22 protein-coding genes are annotated in these 22629 nt (G+C 71.7%); 17 read left to right on the top strand and 5 right to left on the bottom strand.

Features of this window, described 5'->3' with window-relative positions; genetic code table 11:
- Positions 1 to 42 precede the first annotated feature (42 nt).
- Complete coding sequence (locus tag SD460_RS05105; RefSeq protein ID WP_290056679.1) at positions 43 to 1044, top strand: DUF3558 family protein; 1002 nt, start codon at positions 43 to 45, stop codon at positions 1042 to 1044.
- Here SD460_RS05105 and lhgD read toward each other — a convergent pair.
- Complete coding sequence (lhgD, locus tag SD460_RS05100) at positions 1041 to 2228, bottom strand: L-2-hydroxyglutarate dehydrogenase (RefSeq protein WP_290056680.1); 1188 nt, start codon at positions 2226 to 2228, stop codon at positions 1041 to 1043. The genes SD460_RS05105 and lhgD overlap by 4 nt on opposite strands.
- A 67-nt stretch (positions 2229 to 2295) precedes the next feature.
- Here lhgD and SD460_RS05095 point away from each other — a divergent pair, with 67 nt between their 5' ends.
- On the top strand, positions 2296 to 2904 hold the full coding sequence (locus SD460_RS05095; RefSeq protein ID WP_438860621.1) for a TetR/AcrR family transcriptional regulator: 609 nt from the start codon (positions 2296 to 2298) through the stop codon (positions 2902 to 2904).
- On the top strand, positions 2901 to 3386 hold the full coding sequence (locus SD460_RS05090) for a nuclear transport factor 2 family protein (RefSeq protein WP_290056682.1): 486 nt from the start codon (positions 2901 to 2903) through the stop codon (positions 3384 to 3386). The genes SD460_RS05095 and SD460_RS05090 overlap by 4 nt, the downstream gene beginning before the upstream one ends.
- A 53-nt stretch (positions 3387 to 3439) precedes the next feature.
- On the opposite strand, the gene SD460_RS05085 is transcribed toward SD460_RS05090, so the two are convergent.
- Entirely contained in the window at positions 3440 to 6529 is a 3090-nt protein-coding gene (locus SD460_RS05085; RefSeq protein ID WP_318305955.1) for an AfsR/SARP family transcriptional regulator, read from the bottom strand.
- A gap of 127 nt (positions 6530 to 6656) precedes the next feature.
- Here SD460_RS05085 and SD460_RS05080 point away from each other — a divergent pair, with 127 nt between their 5' ends.
- The 4 genes from SD460_RS05080 to SD460_RS05065 are packed head-to-tail and all read left to right on the top strand — an operon-like array spanning position 6657 to position 10586.
- Positions 6657 to 7790 (top strand): DegT/DnrJ/EryC1/StrS family aminotransferase, encoded by a 1134-nt coding sequence (locus SD460_RS05080; RefSeq protein WP_290061652.1) that lies wholly within the window; start codon positions 6657 to 6659, stop codon positions 7788 to 7790.
- A 24-nt stretch (positions 7791 to 7814) separates the two neighbouring features.
- Entirely contained in the window at positions 7815 to 8744 is a 930-nt protein-coding gene (locus SD460_RS05075) for an NAD-dependent epimerase/dehydratase family protein (protein ID WP_290061651.1), read from the top strand.
- Between the two features lie 32 nt (positions 8745 to 8776).
- Complete coding sequence (locus SD460_RS05070; RefSeq protein WP_290061654.1) at positions 8777 to 9973, top strand: glycosyltransferase family 4 protein; 1197 nt, start codon at positions 8777 to 8779, stop codon at positions 9971 to 9973.
- A complete protein-coding gene (locus tag SD460_RS05065; protein WP_086849473.1) occupies positions 9960 to 10586 on the top strand; it encodes an acyltransferase in 627 nt (208 codons plus the stop codon). The genes SD460_RS05070 and SD460_RS05065 overlap by 14 nt, the downstream gene beginning before the upstream one ends.
- Positions 10587 to 10756: 170 nt before the next feature.
- Here the strand turns inward: SD460_RS05065 and SD460_RS05060 are convergent, their stop codons facing one another.
- A complete protein-coding gene (locus tag SD460_RS05060; RefSeq protein WP_290061650.1) occupies positions 10757 to 11341 on the bottom strand; it encodes a hypothetical protein in 585 nt (194 codons plus the stop codon).
- A gap of 92 nt (positions 11342 to 11433) precedes the next feature.
- Here SD460_RS05060 and SD460_RS05055 point away from each other — a divergent pair, with 92 nt between their 5' ends.
- From SD460_RS05055 to SD460_RS05040, 4 genes are read left to right on the top strand one after another with little or no spacing between them, the layout of a single operon-like run.
- Entirely contained in the window at positions 11434 to 11943 is a 510-nt protein-coding gene (locus SD460_RS05055) for a SigE family RNA polymerase sigma factor (protein WP_290061649.1), read from the top strand.
- Positions 11940 to 12647 (top strand): hypothetical protein, encoded by a 708-nt coding sequence (locus SD460_RS05050; RefSeq protein WP_290061648.1) that lies wholly within the window; start codon positions 11940 to 11942, stop codon positions 12645 to 12647. The genes SD460_RS05055 and SD460_RS05050 overlap by 4 nt, the downstream gene beginning before the upstream one ends.
- Before the next feature lie 40 nt (positions 12648 to 12687).
- Complete coding sequence (locus SD460_RS05045; RefSeq protein ID WP_318305954.1) at positions 12688 to 14073, top strand: M20/M25/M40 family metallo-hydrolase; 1386 nt, start codon at positions 12688 to 12690, stop codon at positions 14071 to 14073.
- A 32-nt stretch (positions 14074 to 14105) separates the two neighbouring features.
- On the top strand, positions 14106 to 15047 hold the full coding sequence (locus SD460_RS05040; RefSeq protein ID WP_318305953.1) for a PH domain-containing protein: 942 nt from the start codon (positions 14106 to 14108) through the stop codon (positions 15045 to 15047).
- Here the strand turns inward: SD460_RS05040 and SD460_RS05035 are convergent.
- Together SD460_RS05035 and SD460_RS05030 are read right to left on the bottom strand one after the other, a co-directional pair.
- Positions 15028 to 15984, bottom strand: coding sequence for a Gfo/Idh/MocA family protein (locus SD460_RS05035; RefSeq protein ID WP_290058186.1), 957 nt, complete (start codon positions 15982 to 15984; stop codon positions 15028 to 15030). The two genes, SD460_RS05040 and SD460_RS05035, sit on opposite strands and share 20 nt — an antisense overlap.
- Positions 15981 to 17087: a DegT/DnrJ/EryC1/StrS family aminotransferase gene (locus SD460_RS05030; protein WP_290058185.1), complete on the bottom strand. Its 1107-nt coding sequence runs from the start codon at positions 17085 to 17087 to the stop codon at positions 15981 to 15983. Before SD460_RS05030 ends, SD460_RS05035 begins: the two co-directional genes overlap by 4 nt.
- Before the next feature lie 149 nt (positions 17088 to 17236).
- Between SD460_RS05030 and SD460_RS05025 the strand changes: the two genes are divergently transcribed.
- From SD460_RS05025 to SD460_RS05000, 6 genes are read left to right on the top strand one after another with little or no spacing between them, the layout of a single operon-like run.
- Positions 17237 to 17956, top strand: a complete 720-nt coding sequence (locus SD460_RS05025; RefSeq protein WP_290058184.1) for an acyl-ACP--UDP-N-acetylglucosamine O-acyltransferase family protein — start codon at positions 17237 to 17239, stop codon at positions 17954 to 17956.
- A gap of 11 nt (positions 17957 to 17967) precedes the next feature.
- Positions 17968 to 18213 carry an acyl carrier protein gene (locus SD460_RS05020; protein ID WP_125305968.1) on the top strand — a complete coding sequence of 82 codons (246 nt, stop codon included), beginning with the start codon at positions 17968 to 17970 and terminating at the stop codon, positions 18211 to 18213.
- A complete protein-coding gene (locus SD460_RS05015; RefSeq protein ID WP_290058183.1) occupies positions 18206 to 18937 on the top strand; it encodes an SDR family NAD(P)-dependent oxidoreductase in 732 nt (243 codons plus the stop codon). The genes SD460_RS05020 and SD460_RS05015 overlap by 8 nt, the downstream gene beginning before the upstream one ends.
- On the top strand, positions 18934 to 20328 hold the full coding sequence (locus SD460_RS05010) for an AMP-binding protein (protein WP_290058182.1): 1395 nt from the start codon (positions 18934 to 18936) through the stop codon (positions 20326 to 20328). Before SD460_RS05015 ends, SD460_RS05010 begins: the two co-directional genes overlap by 4 nt.
- Entirely contained in the window at positions 20325 to 21377 is a 1053-nt protein-coding gene (locus SD460_RS05005) for a LuxE/PaaK family acyltransferase (protein ID WP_318305952.1), read from the top strand. Before SD460_RS05010 ends, SD460_RS05005 begins: the two co-directional genes overlap by 4 nt.
- The gene (locus SD460_RS05000) at positions 21374 to 22618 is read left to right on the top strand and encodes an acyl-CoA reductase (RefSeq protein WP_290058180.1); all 1245 of its coding nucleotides are present in this window, start codon (positions 21374 to 21376) and stop codon (positions 22616 to 22618) included. The genes SD460_RS05005 and SD460_RS05000 overlap by 4 nt, the downstream gene beginning before the upstream one ends.
- The last annotated feature ends 11 nt before the right edge of the window (positions 22619 to 22629 follow it).

Raw genomic sequence — 22629 nt, 5'->3', positions numbered from 1 at the left:
ACCCGTTCGGCCCAGTACAGTCCGGGCCGAACGGGAGGATTCATGCGCATGAAGTGGCAGGTCGCGGTGGCGCTGGCCGCGGTCACCGTGGTGACCGGGTGCACGGTGGCGGTCGGCGGTTCGGCGTCGCCGGTGCCCGGCCAGGGCCCGGTCGTCAAGGCGGTCGACGCCTGCAAGCTCCTGGACGAGGCCCAGATCGACGCCCTCGGCTACCAGCAGCCGGGCCGTTCGACGCCGGAGAACAAGGAACGGCTCCAGCCGCCGATGTGCCTGTGGAGCCTGAAGGACAACGACGACCTGTCGGCCGTGCTCAGCGTCGGCCTCGCGACGGACATGGACTTCAACGAGTACATCGCCGGCGCCGTCCCGAAGTCCTCGCCGCAGGAGATCGGCGGGCTCAGCTGGACGCAGTACGGCTCGATCCTCCCCGACGACTGCACGTTCTACGCCTCGCTCGGCGACAAGTCGTTCGCCTTCGTCGGCGTCTCGACGGGCAAGCTCGAGAAGTCGTGCGAACTGGTCAAGCAGGCGATCCCGCAGGCCGCGGCGCACCTGCCGGGCGGGCAGGACGCGCCGCCGATCACGCCGCAGACCTCGGCGAAGCCGGAGCCGGGCGGACCGCTGCTGTCGGCGGACCCGTGCGCGACGCTCAAGCCCGACCAGGTCGCGCAGCTGAAGAACATCGCGCCCACCGGCGAGAAGACCAACTCGACCGTGATCCCGAACTCGACCTACTGCCTCTGGGACGACACCGACGGCGACCAGGGCCAGAAGGCGTTCGAGGTCTGGTTCGGGCCCAGCACGCCGGTGACGGACTGGCCCGGCGCGAAGGGGGTCAGCGCGACCGAGACCCTCGACGTCGGCGGCAAGAAGTGGGGCCTGTTCCCGAACATGGGCGGCCTGCGGGCGACCTGCGGCGCGACCCTGGCGGTCACCGAGACGTCGTCGATCCAGGTGGTCAGCGGGTTCATCGGGGACGACACCAAGACCTGCGACATCGTCAAGCAGGCCCTGCCGCTGGTGACGCCCAACCTGCCTGGCTAGCCCTCCGACACCTGGTCGGCGATGTGGCGCGCGATTTCCAGCGCGCTCGTCGCGGCCGGTGACGGCGCGTTCAGGACGTGCACCTGGTCGCGCGCGGTCTCGATCAGGAAGTCGTCGACGAGCGAGCCGTCGCGGCGCATGGCCTGCGCGCGGACGCCGGAGCCGTGGCGGACGATGTCGGCCTCGGTGACGGCGGGCACGAGCCGGGCGAGGCTGGCGGCGAAGCGCTTCTTCGAGAACGAGCGGCGGACCTCGTCGAGCCCGGTCGGGAACGCGTACTTCTTCGCGAGCCGCCAGACTCCGGGGAAGGCCGCGACCTCGGCGACGTCCTTCGCGGAGAAGTCGCCCCAGCGGTAGCCCTCGCGGCGCAGCGCGAGCACGGCGTTCGGGCCGGCGTGCACGCTGCCGTCGAGCATCCGCGTGAGGTGCACGCCGAGGAACGGCAGCGTCGGGTCCGGCACCGGGTAGATCAGGCCCTTGACCAGGCCGCGGCGTTCCGGTTTGAGCTCGTAGTACTCGCCGCGGAACGGCACGATCCGCGCGGACGGCGTGAGGCCGGCCAGCCGCGCGACGCGGTCGGAGTGCAGGCCGGCGCAGTTGACGAGGGCGTCCGCGACGACGACGTCGTTGCCGGTGGCGACCTCGACCCCGCCGTTCGCGCCGGCCCGGATGGCCAGCGCGGGACTGTCCAGCCGCAGGTCGACGCCGGCCTCGTCGAGCAGCCGGACGAGCGCGTGGCAGACGGCGGGGAAGTCGATGATCCCGGTGGACTCGACCCGCAGCGCGGCGACGCACGAGACCTCGGGCTCGTACTCGCGGGCTTCCGCGGGCGAGATCTTCTTGGCCGGGACGCCGTTGGCTTCGGCCCGCTCGGCGAGCGTGTTCAGCGCGGGGATCTCTTTTTCGTCGGTGGCGACGACGAGTTTCCCGCACACCTCGACCGGCACGCCGTACTGGCGCGCGAAGTCCACGATGGACCGGTTGCCCGCCACGGACATGCGCGCCTTGAAGGAGCCGGGCTTGTAGTAGAGCCCGGCGTGCACGACGTTCGAGTTGTGCCCGGTCTGGTGGGCCGCCCACCGGGATTCCTTCTCCAGCACGGTGACGTCCAGCCCTCGCCTGGTGAGTTCCCAGGCCACGGCCAGACCGACGATCCCGCCCCCGACGACCACCACGTTGCGCACGATCGACCAGGCTACGCGAATGCTTCGCTGGCGTTACCTAACGGTTGTCAGGTAAGGTACCTAACCGATGTCAGGTAAGCGGTTGACCCGAGAGGCGAGGCGAGCGCGGATCCTCGCCGCGGCCGGGGACGTGTTCGCTTCGGCGGGCTACGACGCGGCCGGGATGCGTGAAGTCGCGGCGGCCGCCGGGATCAGCACGCCGGTGCTCTACGACCACTTCCCGGCGAAGGCGGAGCTGTACGCGGCGCTGCTGGAGTCCGAAGTGGACGGTCTACTGGCGGGCTGGGGCGCGCTGCCGCCGTCGGACGACCCGGAAGTGCTGCTGCGCGGCCGCGTCTCGGCGATCTTCGCGTGGATCGAGTCCCACGAGCGGGGCTGGCGGATGATCTTCGCGGAGACGCCGTCGGACCCGGCCGTGGCTTCGGTGCACCGGCAGGGCCAGGCGAGGGCGACGGCCAACCTGGCCGGGCTGTTCCACGGGGTGCCGCTGGACCTCACCGCCCGCATCCCGCGCCCGCTGGCCGACGAGGTGCTGGCGGAGGCGTGCAAGAGCGCGCTCAACGCGATCGCGACCTGGTGGTGGCGCCACCGCGAGGTCCCGCGCGAGGAAGTCGTGGCGCTGACGGCCGACCTGTTGTGGCGCGGGCTCGCCGCGCTGACCGAGGGGGAACGATGAGCACGGAGACCTACCGGCGCGCGACCGAAACCGGCGACGTCGACCTGGCGATGACGGCGTTCGCCCCGGACGCGGTGCTGCACTCGCCGCTGACTTCCCGGGTGCGCTTCAGCGGGCACGCGGAACTGCGGCCGCTGATCGAAGTCGCGTACGCGCACTTGACGGATATCCGCTTCCACACCGACGTCGGCGACGAGCGGACCCGGGTGGTGGTCTACACCGCCCGGATCGGCGGCGAGGAGATCGAGGAAGCCGCGGTCCTGCGCCTGACCGACGGCGGCCTGATCGAGGAGGCGACGCTGTTCGTGCGGACACTGCCGGGGCTGGTGGCGTTGATGGACCGCTTCGGACCGGACATCGCCCGGCGCAACGGACGGCCGATCGCGGCCCGGCTGCTGAGCGTCCTGGCGAAACCGCTGCTGGCGATGGTCCGGTCCGGCGACCGGCACGCGGTCCCGCTCACCAGCCCGCGAACGTCTTGAATGAGTCATTCAGGACGTCGGAGGTCCTGAATGACTCATTCAAGACGTCCGGGTCAGCCCGCTAGACCGGCGGCGGTGAGCGCTTTCTGCGTGCTCATCCCCGCGCCGGTCGCGTACGCCCGCTCGAAGCCCTCCGCGCCCAGCGACTCGCGCACGCGGGCTCGCACCGCGCCGGCGTCCGGGTCGCCCGGGATCGCCGTGCCGCGGACGCCGGCCGCCGCGCCCAGCAGGACCGCCGCCTGCTCCGGCGGGGCGGCGCCCGCCAGCCCCTCCAGCGCGAACGCCACGACGTCACCCGCGTGCCACCGGTGCCCGGTCAGCAGCGCCTCCCGGTGCAGCTGGGCCGCGTCGGCCACGCGGCCCTCCGCCACCGCCAGCCAGCCCAGCGAGATCAGCGCGCCCGCGCGGGCCGTCTCCGCCGCGAACGACCCGCCGGGGCACTCCGCCAGCGCGCGCTCGTTCAACGACCTCGCCGCGGTCAGGTCGCCTTCGTAGCGGGCCAGGTTCGCCAAGCCGATGTACGCCGCCGCGCGGGACTCCGGCATGCCCGCCCGCCGGGCCGTCGCCGCCGCGAGTTCGTAGTCGGCCCTGGCGCCCGCGGGGTCGCCCGAGAGCAGCCGGGTCCACGCACGGCGGCAGGTCAGGTCGGCCACGTCGTCCGTCGCGCCGATCTCGTGCATCAGGCCGAGTGCCTCGTCCATCAGCGGCAGCGCGGCCTCGTGCCCGCCCCGCCACGTCAGCAGCTGCGACAGGTGGTCCAGCGCCATCGACAGGCCCCACCGCTCACCCAGCGCGCGGAACTGCGCCGCGCCCTCGCGCAGGCTTTCCTCGGCCTCGGCCAGCTCGCCCGTCATCATCGCCCGCAGGCCGAGGCCCATCGGCAGCAGCGCCCAGCCCCACGCGTCGCCGCCGGTGAGCAGGCCCTGGCCGCGGCCGAGCAGCTGCTCGTCGTCGCCGGGCGGCCCGGCGACGACCCCCATGAGCATCACGAGCATCGGGTTCCGCGGCGTCCAGTCGCCGGTCTCCGCGTACCGGCGGACCAGCGGCAGGTACTGCTCCAGCGTTTCGCGGGGATGGCCCGACAGCGCGCCGAGCACGCAGACCAGGAACTCCTCGGGGTACTGCTCCTGGTCCTCCGGCGAGCAGCGCGAAACGACCTCCATCGACAACCCGGCGCCCTCGAACCGCCGTCCGCGCATCCACCAGTACATCGCCAGCGGCGGCACCAGCCGCAGCGCCAGCGCGACGTCGTGCGCGGTCGCCCAGCGCAGGGCGGCCAGGACGTTGTCGTACTCCGCGTCGATCCGGTCGAGCCACTCCAGCTGCGCCGCGGTCCGCAGCATCGGGTCCGCTTCCTCGGCGAACCGCAGGAAGTACTCGGCGTGCGAGCGGTGGACCCGCTCGGTCTCGCCCGCCTCGGCGAGCTTCTCCGCGCCGAACGCGCGGATCGTCTCCAGCATCCGGAACCGGCCGCCTGCCGCCTCGGCGAACGACTTGTCGGCCAGCGACGGCAGCAGGTCGACGTCGGCGCCGCACACCTCGGCGGCGGCCGCGGCGGTCGCGCCGCCGGCGAACACCGTGAGCCGCCGCGCCAGCTCGCGCTCCTCGTCGTCGAGCAGGTCCCAGCTCCATTCGACGACGCCGCGCAGCGAGCGGTGCCGCGCTTCGGCCGTGCGGCTGCCGCGGGCCAGCAGCCGGAACCGGTCGTCGAGCCGGGCCGCGATCTCGCCGGCGGGCAGGGTCCGGACCCGGGCCGCGGCCAGCTCGAGCGCCAGCGGCAGGCCGTCGAGGGCCGCGCAGATGTGCTGGACGTCGCCGACCGTGGTCTCGTCGAGCGCGAACGCGGGATCGCTCGCGGCCGCGCGGTCGGCGAAGAGCCGGATCGCCGCGAACGTGCGCGCCTGGCCGGCGGGCGTGCCCGGTGGCGGGACGGCCAGCCGCGGCACCGGGGCCAGCTGCTCGCCGGTGATGCCGAGTGGTTCCCGGCTGGTCGCGAGCACCCGCAGCCCCGGGCACGCGGCGAGCAGCCGCGCGGCCAGCCGGGCCGCGACCTCGACGACGTGCTCGCAGTTGTCGAGCACCAGCAACGTCGAGCGGTCGCGCAACGCGCCGATCAGCCGCTCGACCGGGTCCTGCGGGCCACCGCGCGAGCCGTCCCGCAGGCCGAGCGCGGTCAGCACGGCGCGGACGACGCCGTCGCCCTCGTGCGGAGCCAGCTCCACGAACGCGACCGCGCCGGGGTCGGCGGCGGCGACTTCCACGGCCAGCCGGGTCTTGCCGGTGCCGCCCGGCCCGGTCAGCGTGACGAGCCGGCTGCGCCCCAGCAGCTCCGCCACCTGCCGCAGTTCGGCGTCCCGGCCGACGAAGCTGGTCAGCTGGGCGGGCAGCGCCGGAAGCACCGGCTTCTCGGCTTCGCCGCGAAGGACGGCGAGGTGGGCTTCGGCGAGTTCCGCGCCGGGGTCGGCGCCCAGCTCGTCGGCGAGCGTGCGGCGGGCGTCCTCGAACGCGGCCAGCGCGTCGGCGGACCGGCCCGCGGCGGCCAGCGCCCGCACGAGCTGCGCCCGCGGCCGTTCCCGCAGCGGCCGCGCGGCGACGGTCTCCCGCAGTCCGATGAGGACGTCTTCGGCCTGCCCCAGCGCCAGCCGGGCGTCGACGTGGTCGTCCACCGCGTCGGCCCGCAGCTCCTCCAGCCGCGTGGACTGGGCGGCGGCGAACGGCGCGTCCGCCAGATCGCTGAACGCCGGCCCGCGCCACAGCGCGAGCGCGTCGCCCAGCAGCTCTGCGGCCCGGGCGGCGTCGCCGTTCTTCAGCAGCGCCCGGCCTTCGCGCGCCAGGCGTTCGAAGACGTGAACGTCCACTTCGTCCGGTCCGGCGGCCAGCCGGTACCCGGCCGCGGTGAACTCGACCGGGGCCAGGTCCTTCAGCGCCGTCCGCAGCCGGGACACCTGGGACTGCAGCGCGTTCGCGGCGCCGTCCGGCGGGTGTTCGCCGTACATGCCGTCGATCAGCCGGTCGGCCGGGACGAACCGCCCGGCCTCCAGCGCGAGCAACGCCAGCAGCGTCCGCGAGCGCGGTCCGCCCACCGCCACCGGCGTGCCGTCCGGGGTCCACGCGGCGACGGCCCCCAGTACCCCGAATCGCATGTGCCCAGCGTAAGACGTCGATCGGGCCGCGAGCGGCGTCACTCGAAAGTGGAGTACGGCGTGGGCCTGTGAATCAGCTGAGCGTGCGTATATACACTTCGCCGGGTCCCCACGCAATGGGAGAGGTATGTCGTCCGACAGCATTGCCCTAGGTCAGCCGACCGTCGGTGAAGAAGAGCTCGCGGCCGTCGCGGAGGTCTTCCGGTCCGGCTGGCTGGCCGGTGCCGGCCCGGCGTGCCGCCGTTTCGAAGAACGGTTCGCCCGGACCACCGGCACCGCGCACGCGTTGACGACCGCCAACTGCGGCTCGGCGCTCTTCCTGGGGCTCAAGGTCCTCGGCGTCCGGCCCGGCGACGAGGTGATCGTCGGCGACTACACGTTCCCGGCGACCGGCCACGCCGTCGTCCAAGCGGGCGCGAAGCCGGTCTTCGCCGACATCCGCCCGGACATCTTCAGCGCCGACCCGGCCCACGTCGAGTCGCTGATCACGCCCAAGACCGTCGGCATCCTCGCCGTCGACGTCGCCGGCCAGCCCGGTGACTTCGACGAATACCGCGCGATCGCCGACCGGCACGGCCTCTGGCTCTTCGAGGACGCCGCCTGCGCCGCCGGCGCGACGTACCGGACGCGGCCCGCGGGCAGCCTCGCCGACCTCGCCGCGTTCTCCTTCCACGGCCGCAAGGGCATCACCGCGGGGGAGGGCGGCGCGCTCGTCTCGGACCGCGAAGACCTCATCGCGCACGCCCGCAAGCTGCACACCTACGGCATCGAGCCGGCCATCAGCCGCGAGGGCTCGGCCACGCTGCCGATCCCGGAGTTCCACGAGCTCGGCTACAACTTCCGCATGTCGGACGTCCAGGCCGCGATCATGAACGTCCAGCTCGACCGCCTGCCCGACCTCCTCGCCGCCCGCCGCTCGGTCGCGAAGCGCTATCACGAGGCCTTCGAGGACGTCGACGCGCTGACCGTCCCGGTGGAACTGCCCGACCGCGAGCACCCGTGGCAGGCCTACCTCCTCACGGTCGCGCCGGAGCTCAGCCGTGACGCGCTCGCCCTGCGGATCCGCGAACAGGGCGTCCAGTGCAACTTCGGCACCTACGCCTCCCACCTCCAGCCGGTCTACGGCCCCCAACCCCCGCTGCCCGTCTCCGCCGACGCGTTCGCGCGCCAGCTCGCCATCCCGATGCACGCCAACCTCACCGACGCCGAGGTCACCCGCGTCGGTGAGGTCGTGCGCGCCGCCGTGCAGTCCCTGTCCTGAAGCCGCCCGACCGAGGAGAAATTGGTGTCCGACAAGAAGGTGCTCTTCACCGGGGGCGGCGGCTTCATCGCCGCGCACGTCATCCCCCTGCTGATCGAGGGCGGCTACACGGTCCGGATCTTCGACAACATGACCCGCGGCGACCGCGCCCGCGTCAACGAGTTCGTCGCCACCGGTCAGGTCGAGCTGGTCGAAAAGGACGTCCGCTACGGCGGTGCGGTGCGTGAGGCCATGCGCGGCTGCACGCACGTCATCCACTTCGCGACGGTGTCGATCAACAAGTCGATCGCCGACCCGCACGAGTCGATCGACATCAACATGGTCGGCAACCACAACGTCTTCGCCGCGGCCGCGGACGAAGGCGTCGAGCGGCTGGTGTTCGCCTCGACCGCTTCGGTCTACGGCGACCCGAAGCGGCTGCCGATGCACGAGGACGACGAGCTGAAGCCGCTCACGCCGTACTGCATCTCGAAGCGCGCGGGCGAGGACATGCTCGGCTTCTACGAGCGCACCAAGGGCCTGTCCTGGAACGCGCTGCGGTTCTTCAACGTGTACGGCCCCGGCCAGAAGATCGAGGCCTACTACACCTCGGTCATCAACCACTTCATCCAGCGCCTGCGCGCCGGCCAGCCGCCGATCATCGACGGCCGCGGCGACCAGTCGATGGACTTCGTGCACGTCACCGACCTCGCGCGGGCCGTCGTCGCGGCGCTGGAGTCGGAGCAGGCGAACGTGCCGATCAACATCGGCACCGGCATCGACACGTCGATCGCGGCGCTGGCCAAGATCCTCATCGAGGCCGTCGGCGTCGACGTCGAGCCGCTGTTCAACGAGCGTGACGTGCTGGTCTCGCGCCGCGCCGCCGACATCAGCCGCGCGCGTGAGGTGCTGGGCTGGGAGCCGCGGATCACCGTCGAAGACGGCATGCGGGATCTGGTCAAGGAAACCGAGTGAGTGCCAGCGCGGGGCCGGCCAGGGGACGAGCCATGCGCATCGCGGTGGTGAACAACTTCTTCCCGCCCCGCGTCGGCGGCAGCGCGCACATGTCGGCGTCGCTGGCGGCGCAGTTCGTCGAGGCCGGGCACGAGGTGCTGGCGATCACGGCGGCCTACGGCGAGGCGCCGGCCGAGGAGGAGCGCGACGGCTACCGCGTCGTGCGCCTCCCGGCGGTGAAGATGCCGCAGATCGGCCTGTCGATCGACTTCGACATGAGCTTCGCCTCGCTGCGGCCCGGCAACTGGCGGCGGCTGTGGAAGCTGCTGGACGAGTTCAAGCCCGACGCGATCCACCTGCACGGCCAGTTCTTCGACCTGTCGTGGCTCGCGGGGATCTACGCGCGGCGGCACGGCATTCCGGCGCTTCTGACCATCCACACGCTCCTGATCAGCGACAACAAGCTGTACGGCGGCGTGTTCCGGCTGCTGGACGCCGTGCTCGTCCGGCCGATGCTCGCCTACATCAAGCCGCGGTACGTCATCCTCGACAAGCTCGGCGTCGACTACTGCGTCGACCGCTACGGCACGAGCGACGCGAACTCGGAGTACTTCCCGATCGCGGTCGACACCGGGCACTTCGCGAAGCCGGTGACGAAGGACGTCCGCGCGGAGCACGAAATCGGCGACGCACCGCTGATCGTCTCGCTCGGGCACGTCATCCCGCTGCGCAACCGGCTCCCGCTGATCGAGGCCCTGCCGTCCATTTTGGACCGGCACCCGGGCGTCCGGGTGGTCGTCGTCGGCCGCGTCTACCACGACGCGTTCCTCAAGCGGGCGGCGGAACTCGGCGTCTCGGACGCACTGGTCGTCACGGGCGCGGTCCCGAAGGAGGACGTCCCGGCGTACTTCGCGGCGGCGGACATCGTGACGCACGACCTCAACGGCGGCTGCGGCACGGCGTCCCTGGAGGCGATGCTTTCGGGCACCGCGACGATCGCGTCCGTCACCGAGGACAACTACCCGGGCATCGAGCTGCGCAACGGCGAGAACGTGCTGCTGGTGCGCCCGGACGACGCGGAAGCCGTGGCGCGCACGGTGATCGAGCTGCTCGACGACCCCGACCGCCGGGCCCTGATCGCGCAGCGCGAGTCCGAGATGGTGCGGTCGAACTTCGGCCTCGACGTCGTCGCGGAAGAGCACTTGCGTACCTTCGAGAAGCTGGTGTCGGAAGCCGATGTTCTTCGATGACGAGCGCAGCCACCGGCTGCGCCCGCAGATCCTGACCGAGCTCGTTTCGCAGTACATGAACGACGCGGAGCGCGCGCAGTTCTACGGGCTGCCGTCGACGTGCCGCGTGCGCGAGCGCGTGAAGATCATCAGCCCCGAGAACCTGAAGATGGGCGACCACTGCTGGGTGGGCGAGGGCGCGGCCCTCGACGCGAGCGGCGGCCTGGAGATCGGCGAGCACACCAGCATCGGCCTGAACACGCTGATCTTCACGCACTCGAGCTGGCTGGCGAACATGACGCTGCAGAACCATTCGGGCAGCGACCTCATCGAGCGCAAACCGGTGAAGATCGGCAAGGGCTGTTTCATCGGCGGCCTGGTGGTCATCATGGCCGGCGTGACGATCGGCGACTTCGCGACGGTGCAGCCGAATTCGGTGGTGGCGAAGGACGTCCCGCCCCGGACGTTGGTGGCGGGCAACCCGGCGCGGGTGTTCCAGCGGTACGACGAGGAGTACATCCAGTCCGAAGTGGACCGGGTACGGGCCGAGAACGCGCGGCGCCGGGAGATCGCGGAAGAGCGCGGCGGCGACGCTTCCGGCTGGGGTGCGCCGTCCGGGGACTTCTCGGAGTAGCTGGATGACGGCAGCGCCGGCGCCGAACGCCGGCGCCGCCGTCGTGAAACCGCCCGGTGCGGACCCCGAAGCAGGTCGGTGTCCGCCCGGCGGTGAAGCTCGCGCACGGAAGCGCACGTCCGATAATCTAGTCCTCAGTGACCGAGCGCGAGATATCGATTACGCAACGTCTAGAGTCGCTCGCCGAGCAGTTTGGCGAGGGATTCGCAGACGTCGGCCCGGCTGCGGCCCATTTCGACCTCGGCGACGCGCAGCTGGCCGTGCGCGTGCTTGGCGACCATGACCAGTGAGCTGTAGCCCTTCCCGTAGCAGTAGCTCGCCGCCTCCCCGGCGCCCGGCACCGGCTTCGCGGCGTCGTCGCACTCCGACTGCAGCTGCTTGAGCATCGCGTCCGGCGACTTGCCGCCCGAAACCGCGAGGACGTAGAGCTCGCCCACCGGGTACGAGCACCGGAACGCCTTGCCCGGGCCGATCGGCTCGGGCGGCATCTCGCTCGGCTCCCGCGCGTTCCAGGCGACGCCGAGCAGCTGCGCCAGTTCGACGTTGCCCAGCAGGGGGCAGGCTCCGGTCAGCTTGGCCGGCGACACCGCAGGCGTGAAAGTCGGTGTCGGTGTGGTGGTCGGCTTCGGCTTGCTCACCGAAGTGGTGGCCGGCGGCGGTGGGGTCGAAGCCGCCGTCGTCGTGGTGCCGCTCGAACACGCTGCGACGCAGGTCAGCAGGCATGCGGCGGCGAGGATCCCCCTCAAAGAACGCATGGGGTCAATTTAGCCCGCGCGTACGCTCGGATGATCGACGAGCAACCTTTCCGCGGCCCGCCCGTCGCTGGGTGAGGAACAGGGGGTGACGCATGGCGCGCGGCGACGAGGAGTTCGCGGAGTTCGTCCGCGCGTCCTCGGCCCGGCTCACCCACGCCGCGTTCCTGCTCACCGGCGACCGCCACCAGGCCGAAGACGCCGCCCAGACCGCCTTCACCCGCACCTACGCCGCCTGGTCGCGGGTGCGGCACAAGGACGCCTACGGCTACGCCCGGACCGTCCTGGTGAACCACGTCATCGACGGCTGGCGGCGCCCGATCCGCGAGTACGCCACCGAGGCGATGCCCGAGCGGCCGGACCGGCTCGACGTCGACCAGGCCGTCACCCAGCGCGCCTGGCTCACCGCCGTGCTCAAGACGCTCACCGCGCGGGAACGCGCCGTCGTCGTGCTGCGGCACTTCTTCGACCTGCCGGAAGCCGACGTGGCCCGTGAGCTCGGGGTTTCGGTGGGTACCGTGAAGAGCACGAATTCGCGGGCGCTGGCCAAGCTGCGGATCGAAGCGGGCACCGAAGACACGCTGATCGGAGGGGGCGGGCGATGAACGACCTCGACGACTTCCGCGCCGCGCTCCGGCAGCCGCCCGACGAGCCGTTCGCCGAGCCGGACCTCGCCGCGATCATGGCTGGTGGGACGCGCATCCGGCGTCGCCGCCGGGTGCTGGCGGGGGCCGCCGGGGTGGCCGCCGCGGCCGTCGTCGTGCTCGTGGTCGGGTTCGCGATCCAGGTGCGGCAGCCCGCGTCCGCTCCGGTCGCGCAGCCGCCGGCGCCCGTGTCGAGCACCCCCACGACCACCGCGCCACCCGCGGAGCAGCCGCTGGGCGAGGTCATCGGGACCGGGATCAAGACCGCCCGGGGCGAGATCGTCTTCTTCGCGCGGGCCGTCGACCTGCCTCAGCTGCCGGACATCCACTTCGGCGTGGTGGCCGGGTTCCGCTCCGGGGAGACGCTGCAGGCCGCCCTCATGACCAACGAGTTCCGCGGCTCCGACCGGTCGTTCGGCTTCCACGCCACCGACGGCGGCGAGCTCTCCGGCGACGAGGTCATCCCCGTCTTCGGCTACTTCGCCGGCCAGGCGGCGCGGATCACGACCACGGTGCACGGCAAGACCGTCGAAGCGAAGCTGACGAGGTGGACCGCCGACCCGGACGTGGTCATCTTCTGGTTCGACCCCGTCGCCGTCCCGAACTCCGCCGTCCTGACGCCGCTGATCGCCTACGACGCCGCCGGGAAGCGGCTCACCAAGTAGGCGGTACCCGCCGGGGCGGCGCGGGCGTAAGAAACCGACCGTGACCTCACGACGAGCGTTCCTCACCGCGACGGCCGCACTCGGACTGGCGGCGGGCGCGCCGGCCGGTGCCGCCGAACTCGGGGACCGCGGGCCCGGTGCGCCGGTCCGCCCGCAGCGTCCCGGCCCGCAGTTGCGGGCCCTGCTCCGCCAGGTCGACGAACGGCGGATCGAGGCGACCGTGCGGCGGCTGGCCGCGTTCGGCACGCGGCACACGCTGTCGGCGCAGGACGACCCCGGCCGCGGCATCGGCGCCGCCCGCGACTGGCTCTTGGCCCAGTTCCAGCAGGTCGCGGTCGCGTCCGGGGGCCGGCTGACCGTCGAGCTGCAGTCCTACGTCCAGCCGCCGGCCGACCGGATCCCGGTGCCGACCACGATCACCAACGTCGTCGCGACGCTGCACGGGTCCACCGACCCGGGGCGCGTGTACGTCGTTTCGGGCCACTACGACTCGCGCCGCACCGACGTCATGGACTTCACCGGGGACGCGCCGGGCGCGGACGACGACGCTTCGGGCGTCGCGGTTTCGCTGGAGCTGGCGCGGGTGCTCTCGACGCGGCAGCCGGCCGCGACGATCGTCTTCGCCGCGGTCGCGGGTGAGGAGCAGGGTCTGTACGGCTCGCGGTTCATGGCGCAGCGCTTCAAGGCGGCCGGCACCGACGTCCAGGCGATGTTCACCGACGACATCGTCGGGTCGAGCCGCGCCGACGACGGCACCCGCGACCCGACGACGATCCGCCTGTTCGCCGAGGGCGTCCCGACGGCGGAGACGCCGGCCGAGGCGAGCCTGCGCCGCAGCATCGGCGGCGAGAACGACTCCCCGCCGCGGCAGCTGGCCCGGTTCGTGAAGTCGGTGGCGGAGAACGACGCGACCGGCATGACGGTCCGCGTGGTCTACCGCCGCGACCGCTACCTGCGCGGCGGCGACCACATCGGCTTCCTGGAACAGGGTTATCCGGCGGCGCGCTTCACCGAGCCCGCCGAGGACTTCGCCCACCAGCACCAGGACGTCCGCGTGGAGAACGGCGTCCAGTACGGCGACCTGCCGGAGTTCTGCGACTTCCCCTTCATCGCCAGGGTGGCCCGCGTCAACGGCGCGGCCTTGTGGTCCCTCGCGACGGCGCCGGGAACGCCGAAGGGCGTGAAGATCCGCACGGCGGCGCTGACGAACGACTCGGAACTGCTCTGGGACGCGACGCCGGGCGCGGTGGGCTACGAAGTCCTCTGGCGCGAGACGACGGCCCCGGACTGGACCCACGCGCTCGACGTCGGCCCGGCGCGGACGGCGAAGATCGACCTGTCGAAGGACAACGTCTTCTTCGGCGTCCGCGCGGTGGGCCCGGACGGCAGCCGCAGCCCGGCCGCGTTCCCGGCGCCGGTCAGTTAGCGCGACCCGCGGCCGGTCGGCATGCTGTGCCGATGACGGACCGGGTGCGCAGCAGCGGGGCCTACCTCGCCTACGCGGGGTTCCTCCTGCTGATCGCGCCCACCGGGTGGCCGCTGCTCTTCGCGGTCGGCACGGGGATCTACGCGGTGGCCGAAGCGGACAGCGAGGCGGCGATCGCCGCGGCGGTCTTCGGCGTGCCCGCGGTGGTGCTCGGCTGGCTCTGCTGGCGGTTCCTCGGCCGGTCGTGCCGCCGGCTCCCGGACGGCCTGCGCGTACGCGGCTTCTTCCGCATCCAACGCGTGCCGTGGCGGGACGTCGTGGACGTGACCGCGTCGGAGTTCCGGTCCTACGGCCGCGGGTTCCCGTGGGGGCAGGTCCGCGTGGTGTTCCGCCGGGCGGACGGCGAGGTCCGGACCACCACCGTGGCGTCCAGCTACCGCTCCGCGACGGTGGGCCTGCGCACGATCCGGAGCTGGTTCCCGCCCGGACACCCGCTGCACCGGCCCGCCCCGGCGCCGGTCGTGGCCGTCGACCTGAGCGGCTCGCCGGTGCTGGGAACACTGCGGCCGCAGCAGTCCGTGCGTGCGATCCACACCGGGCTAGACGCGGCCGTCGGGGCCGGCGCGGTCTACGGCCTGGTGCGCGCCATCGAAGCGGGCCTGACCTGGGTCGCGGTCCCGTGCGCACTGGTGCTCGGCGGCGTTGCCTGGCTGGCGGTGCGCATCGCGCGCGCCCGGGTCAACCTCACGCCCGACGGCCTGGTCAACCACGGCTACTTCCACGACTTCACGGTCGCCGCCGCGGCGATCGACGACTTCGTGCTCGTCCCCAGCGGGGCCGGCCGAAGCGTCCGGATCGTCACCGACGCCGGCTCGCTCCAACCCGCCGCCGGGGCCGGGTTCGGGGACTACCCCGGAGAAACCCGGCGCCGGCTGGCGGACTGGCACGCGAGGATCAGGCCGCGGCCTGCGTGAGGACCTGCTCCACCACGTGGTGCGAAGGCAGGATCAGGTCGCGCTCGGTGTCGGCGTCGACCTTGCCCTCCAGCAGGTCGCAGAACCGGTCCAGCTGGGTCGCCAGCGGCTCGCGGGCGGTGACCAGCTCCGGGATCTCGATCACCGTCTGCTGCCGGTAGCCGAGGCCGTCCGGGGTGACGGAGTCGTGCGAGACGTGGCGGTAGATCGTGACGTCGCGGCGCAGCAGGTCGATCTCGATCAGGCGGTCCAGTTCCGAGACCACCAGCGAGCGGACCTTCTTCTGCCCCAGCCGCGAAGCCGACACCGTGGCCAGGCCGGTCGGGAACGACAGCACCGTCTCGATGGTGTCCTCGGCGCCCTCGACCGACGACGGGTGGAAGTACCCCGCGCCGGACGTCACGCGCGCCGGGGTCGCGCCGCCGAAGAACTGGATCGCCAGGTCGACGTCGTGGACCAGGAGGTCCCATGCGACGCCGGTCTTGATGCGCGGCGCGTACGGGCCGTGGCGGCGGGCCATCAGGTGCACCGGCTCGTTCACCAGCGCCCGCGCGGTCATCACCGCCGGGTTGTAGCGCTCCAGGAGCCCGCACATCAGCGGGACGTCCTTCTTCGCCGACAGGCCGACGATCTCCTGGGACTTCTCGAAGCTGTTGCAGACCGGCTTTTCCACCAGCATCGGCTTGCCCTGGCCGAGGATCTCCTGCGCCAGGTCGTGGTGCGCCTCGGTGGCCGACGCCAGCACGACGGCGTCCACATCGGACAGCGAGCCGATCTCCGGTGTCCACCGGGTTTCGTAGCGGTCGGCGACGGCCTTGCCCGCTTCCTCGCGCGGATCGATCACGCGGACCAGGTCGACGCGCTCGTTCCCGGCGAGCACGCGAGCGTGGAGGGAACCCATGTTCCCGGTACCGACAAGAGCGATCCGATGCGTCATGCGCCCAGTACCTCGCGAACGGTTTCGATGATGGTGTCCAGGTCGGACTCGGTCAGGTGCGGGTGCACCGGCAGCGACAGCGCCTGCTCCGAAACAGCGCGAGCCACCGGGAAGTCTTCGACGCGGGCGCCCGGGATCAGGTCGTGGTCCGCGTAGCACTCGTAGTCGAAGACGATCTTGGGGTAGTAGATGCCGTTGCCGATGCCGCGCTCGGTCAGCGCCGCGGCCAGCTCGTCGCGCGAGAGGAACGCGTGCGGGCCGACCAGCACGGTGTACTGGTGCCACACGTGCTCGCGGCCCGGCAGCACCTTCGGGACGTCGAGGCCCGGCGTGCCCGCGAGACCTTCCGAGAGCCGCTTCGCGTTCGCCTGGCGGGCCGCGGTCAGCTGGTCGAGCTTCGCCAGCTGCGGGATGCCCACGGCCGCGTGCAGGTCGGTCATCCGGTAGTTGTGCCCGGCGACCTCGTACTGGTAGCGGGCGCGCATGCCCTGGTTGCGCAGCACGCGCAGCTTGTCGGCCAGCGCGTCGTCGTCGGTCGTGATGACGCCGCCCTCGGCGGTGGTGATGTTCTTCGTCGCGTACAGCGAGAAGCAGCCGATGCCGAACGAACCGGCCTGCTTGCCCTCGAACGACGCCCCGACGGCCTGCGCCGAGTCCTCGATCACCTGGAGGCCGCGCTCGGCGGCCAGCGGGGCGAGCTTGCCCATGTCCGCGGTCTGGCCGTAGAGGTGCACCGGCATCAGCACCTTGGTGCGGTCCGTCACGGCGGCCGCGACGGCGTCGGGGTCGATCGCGAAGTCGTCGCGCCGGATGTCGGCGAACCGGACGGTCGCGCCCGCCTCCAGGATCGCGTTCAGCGTCGCGACGAAGGTGAACGGCGAGGTGATGACCTCGTCACCCGGCTTCAGGTCGAGGACCTGGAGGGCGGCGACCAGCGCGGTGGTCCCGTTGTTGACCGCGATCGCGTGCTTCGTCCCGGAGACGGCCGCGAAGGCGTCTTCGAAGCGCTTGACCATCGGTCCCTGTGCGATGGCGCCGGAGCGCAGCACCTCGACGACGAGGTCCTCCGCGTCGCGGACGTCGACCACAGTGATGGGGATCATGGGCAGTCTCTCTCGGCAGGCGATTTCGGCGCGTCCGGTACAGTGAGCCGCCGGTTCTGCGCCCGGCCGCCCTGCAACAACGCGGGCCACACGTTACCGGGCGCGGTAGCACGCCCAGTACCCAGCCGCCGACGAACGGACGACCACCCGTGGCCAACCGCATCCACCCGACCGCCGTCATCGGCGAAGGCGTCGAACTCGGCGAGGACAACGTCATCGGGCCGTTCGCGGTGATCGTCGGGCCCACCCGCGTCGGTGACGGCAACTGGATCGGCCCGCACGTGACGATCGGCACACCCGGCGAGGACCGCGGCCGCCCGCACCCCGCGGCCTGGGACGAAGCCCCGGCCGGTGATCCGGATCACGACGGCCACGGCGTCGTGATCGGCAGCCGCAACCGCCTCCGCGAGTACGTGAGTGTCCACCAAGGGACCTGGCGGACGACGACCGTCGGCAGCGACGGCTACTACCTCCGCAACTCCCACATCGCGCACGACTGCCTGGTCGGCGACGCCGTGACGATCGCGTCCAACGCCGTCACGGGTGGCCACTGCCACATCTGGGACGGCGCCAACCTCGGCATGGGCGCGATCCTGCACCAGAAGGTCGTGATCGGCCCGGGCGCGATGATCGGCATGGGCTCCGCGGTCCGCCGCGAGATCGGCGCGTTCACCATCGCCGTCGGCAACCCGGCCCGCGTGACCGGCGTCAACGTGGTGGGCCTGTCCCGCCGCGGCGTCGACGAGGCGACCGTCGAGGCGCTCGGGCCGTGGCTGAAGGGCAAGGAAGGTCTCCCGGACGTCACGCTGCCCGAAGACCTCTCTACCTTGGTAAAGGCGTGGGACGCCCGCCCGCGCGAAGAGCACTAGGAGCAATCACCATGGCGGATGTCGCCCCCAAGCTGCGCGAGGTCTTCGTCGAGGCCCTCGATCTCGACGGCGACGTGGACGTCGAGAACCTGAAGTACCGCGACCTCGAGGCGTGGGACTCGGTCGGCCACATGGCGCTGGTCGCGGCCATCGAAGACGAGTTCGACGTCGAGTTCGACACCGACCAGGTCATCGACATGTCGAGCTTCAAGGTCGCCGTGGACATGGTCACCGAGCTCCAGTCGAAGAATGACTGATCTTTCCGGTCGCGTCGCGCTCGTCACCGGCGGGACGCGGGGGATCGGCCTGGCCACCGCCCGCGCCCTCGCCGAGGCCGGCGCGACGGTGGTCCTGACCGGCCGCGACGAGGCTCGCGCCAAGGAGGCGGCGGCTTCGGTGGGCGCGGCTTCCGGGCTCGCCCTCGACGTCACCGACGCGAAAGCGGTGTCGTCGGTGGTCCGGGGCGTCGCGAAGGAGCACGGCAAGCTCGACGTCGTCGTGGCGAACGCCGGGATCATGGCGGACGCGCTCCTCGGCATGATCAAGGAAGAGCTCGTCGACACGACGCTGAGCACGAACGTCGCCGGCACGCTGCACACCGTCCAGGCCGCGGCCCGGGCGATGATGCGGAAGAAGACCGGCTCGATCGTGGTGCTCGCCTCGATCGTCGGCGAGCACGGAAGTGCCGGTCAGACGGTGTACGCGGCCTCGAAGGCGGCGGTGGCGAACATCGCGAAGTCGGCGGCGAAGGAACTCGGCCGGTCCGGCATCCGCGTCAACGCGGTCGCGCCGGGCGTGATCGAGACCGACCTGACCGCCGGCCTGAGCGAAGACGCGAAGGCCGAAAACTCGAGCCGGACGCCGCTCGGGCGCCTCGGCCGCGCGGAAGAAGTGGCGAACGCGATCCGGTTCCTGGTGAGTGATGAGGCTTCGTTCATCACCGGTCAGGTGCTGGGCGTCGACGGAGGCTTGGTGCTGTGACGCTGTTGGGTGCGGGAGCCCGGCTGGTCGATGTGGCCGGGGGCCGCACGCTGGCGGGCGCGGAACTGTCGGCCGAAGTCGGCCGCTCGATGGAAGCGCTGGCCGGGCTGCCGGCCGGCGTCGTGTTCGCGCGGATGTCGGTCGACCTGGACAGCGTGCTGACCTACCTCGGCGCGTTCGAGTCCGGGCGAGCGATCGCGCTGATCGACCCGGCGCTGGACGCCGACGTGCTGGCCGGGCTGGTCTCGCGCTTCCGCCCGGCGGCCGTGCTGTCGGCTTCGGGCGACGCGCCGGACGGCTACTCGGTGCGCGGCGCCGACTGGGTCCGCGACGCCGCCGAGGGAGTCCGTCCGCACCCCGACCTCGCCGTCCTCCTGCCGACCAGCGGGTCGACCGGCAACCCGAAGCTCGTGCGGCTCTCGCGGCAGGCGATCCTGGCCAACGCCGACGCCATCGCGCAGGTGCTGCACATCGACTCCGACGAGGTGGCGCCCACCTGCCTGCCGCTGCACTACAGCTACGGCCTGTCGGTGCTGAACTCGCACCTGGTGCGGGACGCGACCGTCGTCATCGAGCCCTCCGGCGTGCTCGGCCGCGGGTTCTGGGACGCGGTGAACACGTACGGCGTGACGTCCCTCTCGGGAGTCCCGTACCACTACGAAATGCTGCGGCGGCTCAAGTTCGACCCCGCGAAGTACCCGACGCTGCGCACGCTGACGCAGGCCGGCGGGAAGCTGCGCGACGACCTGATCGCCGAGTTCAACGACAAGATGCTCGCGGTCGGCGGCCGGATGTACGTCATGTACGGCCAGACCGAGGCCGCGCCGCGGATGACGACGGTGCCCGCCGAAAGACTGGCCGAAAAGCTCGGTTCCGCCGGGCCGGCGCTGCCGGGCGGGAAGTTCTCGGTCCGTCGCGACGACGGGTCGGAGACCACGCACCCGAAAATTGTCGGTGAGGTCGTCTACCGTGGGCCCAATGTGATGCTGGGTTACGCGGACGACGAGTCCGGCCTGGCCAAGGGTGACGAATACGGCGGCGTGCTGGCCACCGGTGACCTCGGGTACCTCGACGAAGAGGGGTACCTGTTCATCACCGGGCGGCTCAAGCGCATCGGCAAGGTGTTCGGCAACCGTGTCAGCCTCGACGACCTCGAGCACGCCGCGCGCACGGCGGCGGTGGGGATCGACGTGGTGGCGGCCGTGGCCGCCGGTGACAAGGTCGTGCTGTTCGCCGAGGGCGTCGACAAGGACATCTGCAAGGACGCGTCGCGGGCGCTGGCCGAGCGGCTGCACCTGCACGCCAGCGGGTTCGACGTGCGCCCGATCGAAACCGTGCCGCTGCTGGCCAGCGGCAAGATCGACTACCGGACGTTGGAGGGGCGGGTATGAGCGTGTTCACGCGGTCGCAGGCCGACCGGGAAGCCTTGCTGCTGCCCGAGCTTGCTTCGCTCACCGCGCACCACCGGGCGAACTCCGAAGGCTACGAACGGATCCTGGCCTCGCTGGGAATCGCGCCGGACGCCGACTTCGCCACGATCGCGGACCTGCCCTGGCTGCCGGTGCGGATGTTCAAGACGCACGACCTGAAGTCGGTGCCGGACAGCGAGGTCTTCAAGACGCTGACGTCGTCGGGCACCACCGGGGCCGGCGCCTCGCGGATCTACCTCGACAAGGAGGCGGCGGGCGCGCAGACCAAGCAGCTCGGCGCGACCCTGCAGGAGGTGCTCGGCGGCGAGCGGCTGCCGATGCTGATGGTCGACACCATCGGCATCATCAAGAACCGCCGGTCGTTCTCCGCGCGGGGGGCTGGTGTGCTGGGCATGGCGAACTTCGGCCGCAAGCACACGTACGTGCTCGACGAGAACGACCAGCCGGACGTCGAGGCGGTCAAGAAGTTCCTGGCCGAGTACGGCGACAAGCCCTTCCTGATCTTCGGCTTCACGTTCATGGTGTGGCAGTTCCTCTACGAAGTCGCGCGTGATCACGGCCTCGACCTGTCGAACGGCATCCTCATCCACTCCGGTGGCTGGAAGAAGCTGATCGACCGCGCGGTCGACAACAGCGAGTTCCGCCGTCGCTTCAAGGAGGACACCGGGCTCACCCGGATCCACAACTACTACGGGATGATCGAGCAGATCGGCACCGTGTTCCTCGAAGGCCCGTCCGGCAACTCGCTCTACTGCCCGGACTTCGCCGACGTCGTGATCCGCAACCCGGAGACGTGGGAAGAGCAGCCGGTCGGGGAACCGGGCGTGATCGAGGTCGTCTCGACGCTGCCGCGGTCCTACCCGGGGCACGTGCTGCTGACCGAAGACCTCGGCGTCTGCAACGGCATCGACGACGGCGACTGGCCGGGCAAGCACTTCTCCGTGCTGGGCCGGCTGCCCAAGGCTGAGGCCCGCGGCTGCTCGGACACCTTCTCGGGAGCGGCGGCGTGACCACTCTGACCCAGCGTTTCCCCCTGTCGGACGCCGTTTCGGTCGGCGACCTGGTCGACGAGCTGCGCGCCGCGCCCCCGGGCGGGCGGCTGCGCGTCGGCGATCCGCGCATCGTCGAGTTCGTCACGAAGTTCGCCCGCAAGCTGCTGGCCCCGGCCACCGCGCGCCGGTTCCCGGAGCTGGCGTCGCTCGGCTTCTTCCTGCGCAAGGGCGAAATCGCCAAGGCGCTGTCCACACTGGACACCTCGGGCAGCGCGCTGCGGTTCCCGCGCGGCCTGGTGTTCCACGTGCCGCCGGCGAACGTCGACACGATCTTCGTCTACTCGTGGGCGCTCTCGGCGCTGGCGGGCAACCACAACGTCGTGCGGGTGTCGTCGCGCTCGGCCGGCGCTGCCGAGGCGGTGCTGGAGGCGCTGAACGCCGCACTGTCCGAAGTGGACGCTTCGGTCGCGGAGGCGGTCACGGCGACCCAGCGCATGGTGACCTACGACCGCAGCGACGAGGTGAGCGGCGCCCTGTCGCTGGCCGCCGACCTGCGCGTCATCTGGGGCGGCGACGGCTCGGTCGCGGCGCTGCGGAAGTACCCGCTGGCGCCGCACGCGCGTGACCTGACGTTCCCGGACCGCTCGTCCTTCGCCGTCGCTTCGGTGGCGGGCTGGCAGCGGGCGTCCGCGGAAGAACGCCGGGCGGCTGCCGAGGGCTTCTACAACGACTCCTACTGGTTCGACCAGGCCGCCTGCTCGTCACCGCGCGCGGTGTTCTGGGTCGGCGACGAGCCCGGCGCGGCCGCGGCCGGCAGTGAGTTCCGGACGCTGCTGGCGTCGGTGCTGGCGGCGAAACAGCACGTCACCGAGCCGGCGATGGCGGTCCAGAAGCGCGTCTCGGCGTACGGCGCGGCGGTCGACGGCCTGGTCAAGGAAATCGCGTTCGACGGCAACGGACTGGCCACCCTGGAGCTGACCGACCCGGCGATCCTGCCCCGCGAGTGGCTCGGCGCGGGCACGTTCGCGAACGCGCGCGTGTCCTCTTTGTCCGATCTGGTGCCGATCGTCCTGCGCAAGGACCAGACGGTCAGCCAGTTCGGCTTCACCGCCGAGGAGCTGACGGCGTTCGCCCACGAGCTGGCCGGTCGCGGAGTCGACCGGATCGTGCCGTTCGGCAGCGCCCTGACGTTCTCGGCCGTCTGGGACGGTTACGATCTGCTCCACGAATTCAGCCGCCTGGTCACGGTCCAGGCCTGAGGAGACGGTCG

This window comes from Amycolatopsis solani (assembly GCF_033441515.1).
Lineage (GTDB): Bacteria > Actinomycetota > Actinomycetes > Mycobacteriales > Pseudonocardiaceae > Amycolatopsis > Amycolatopsis solani.
This window is presented reverse-complemented; position numbering and strand designations above follow the sequence as displayed.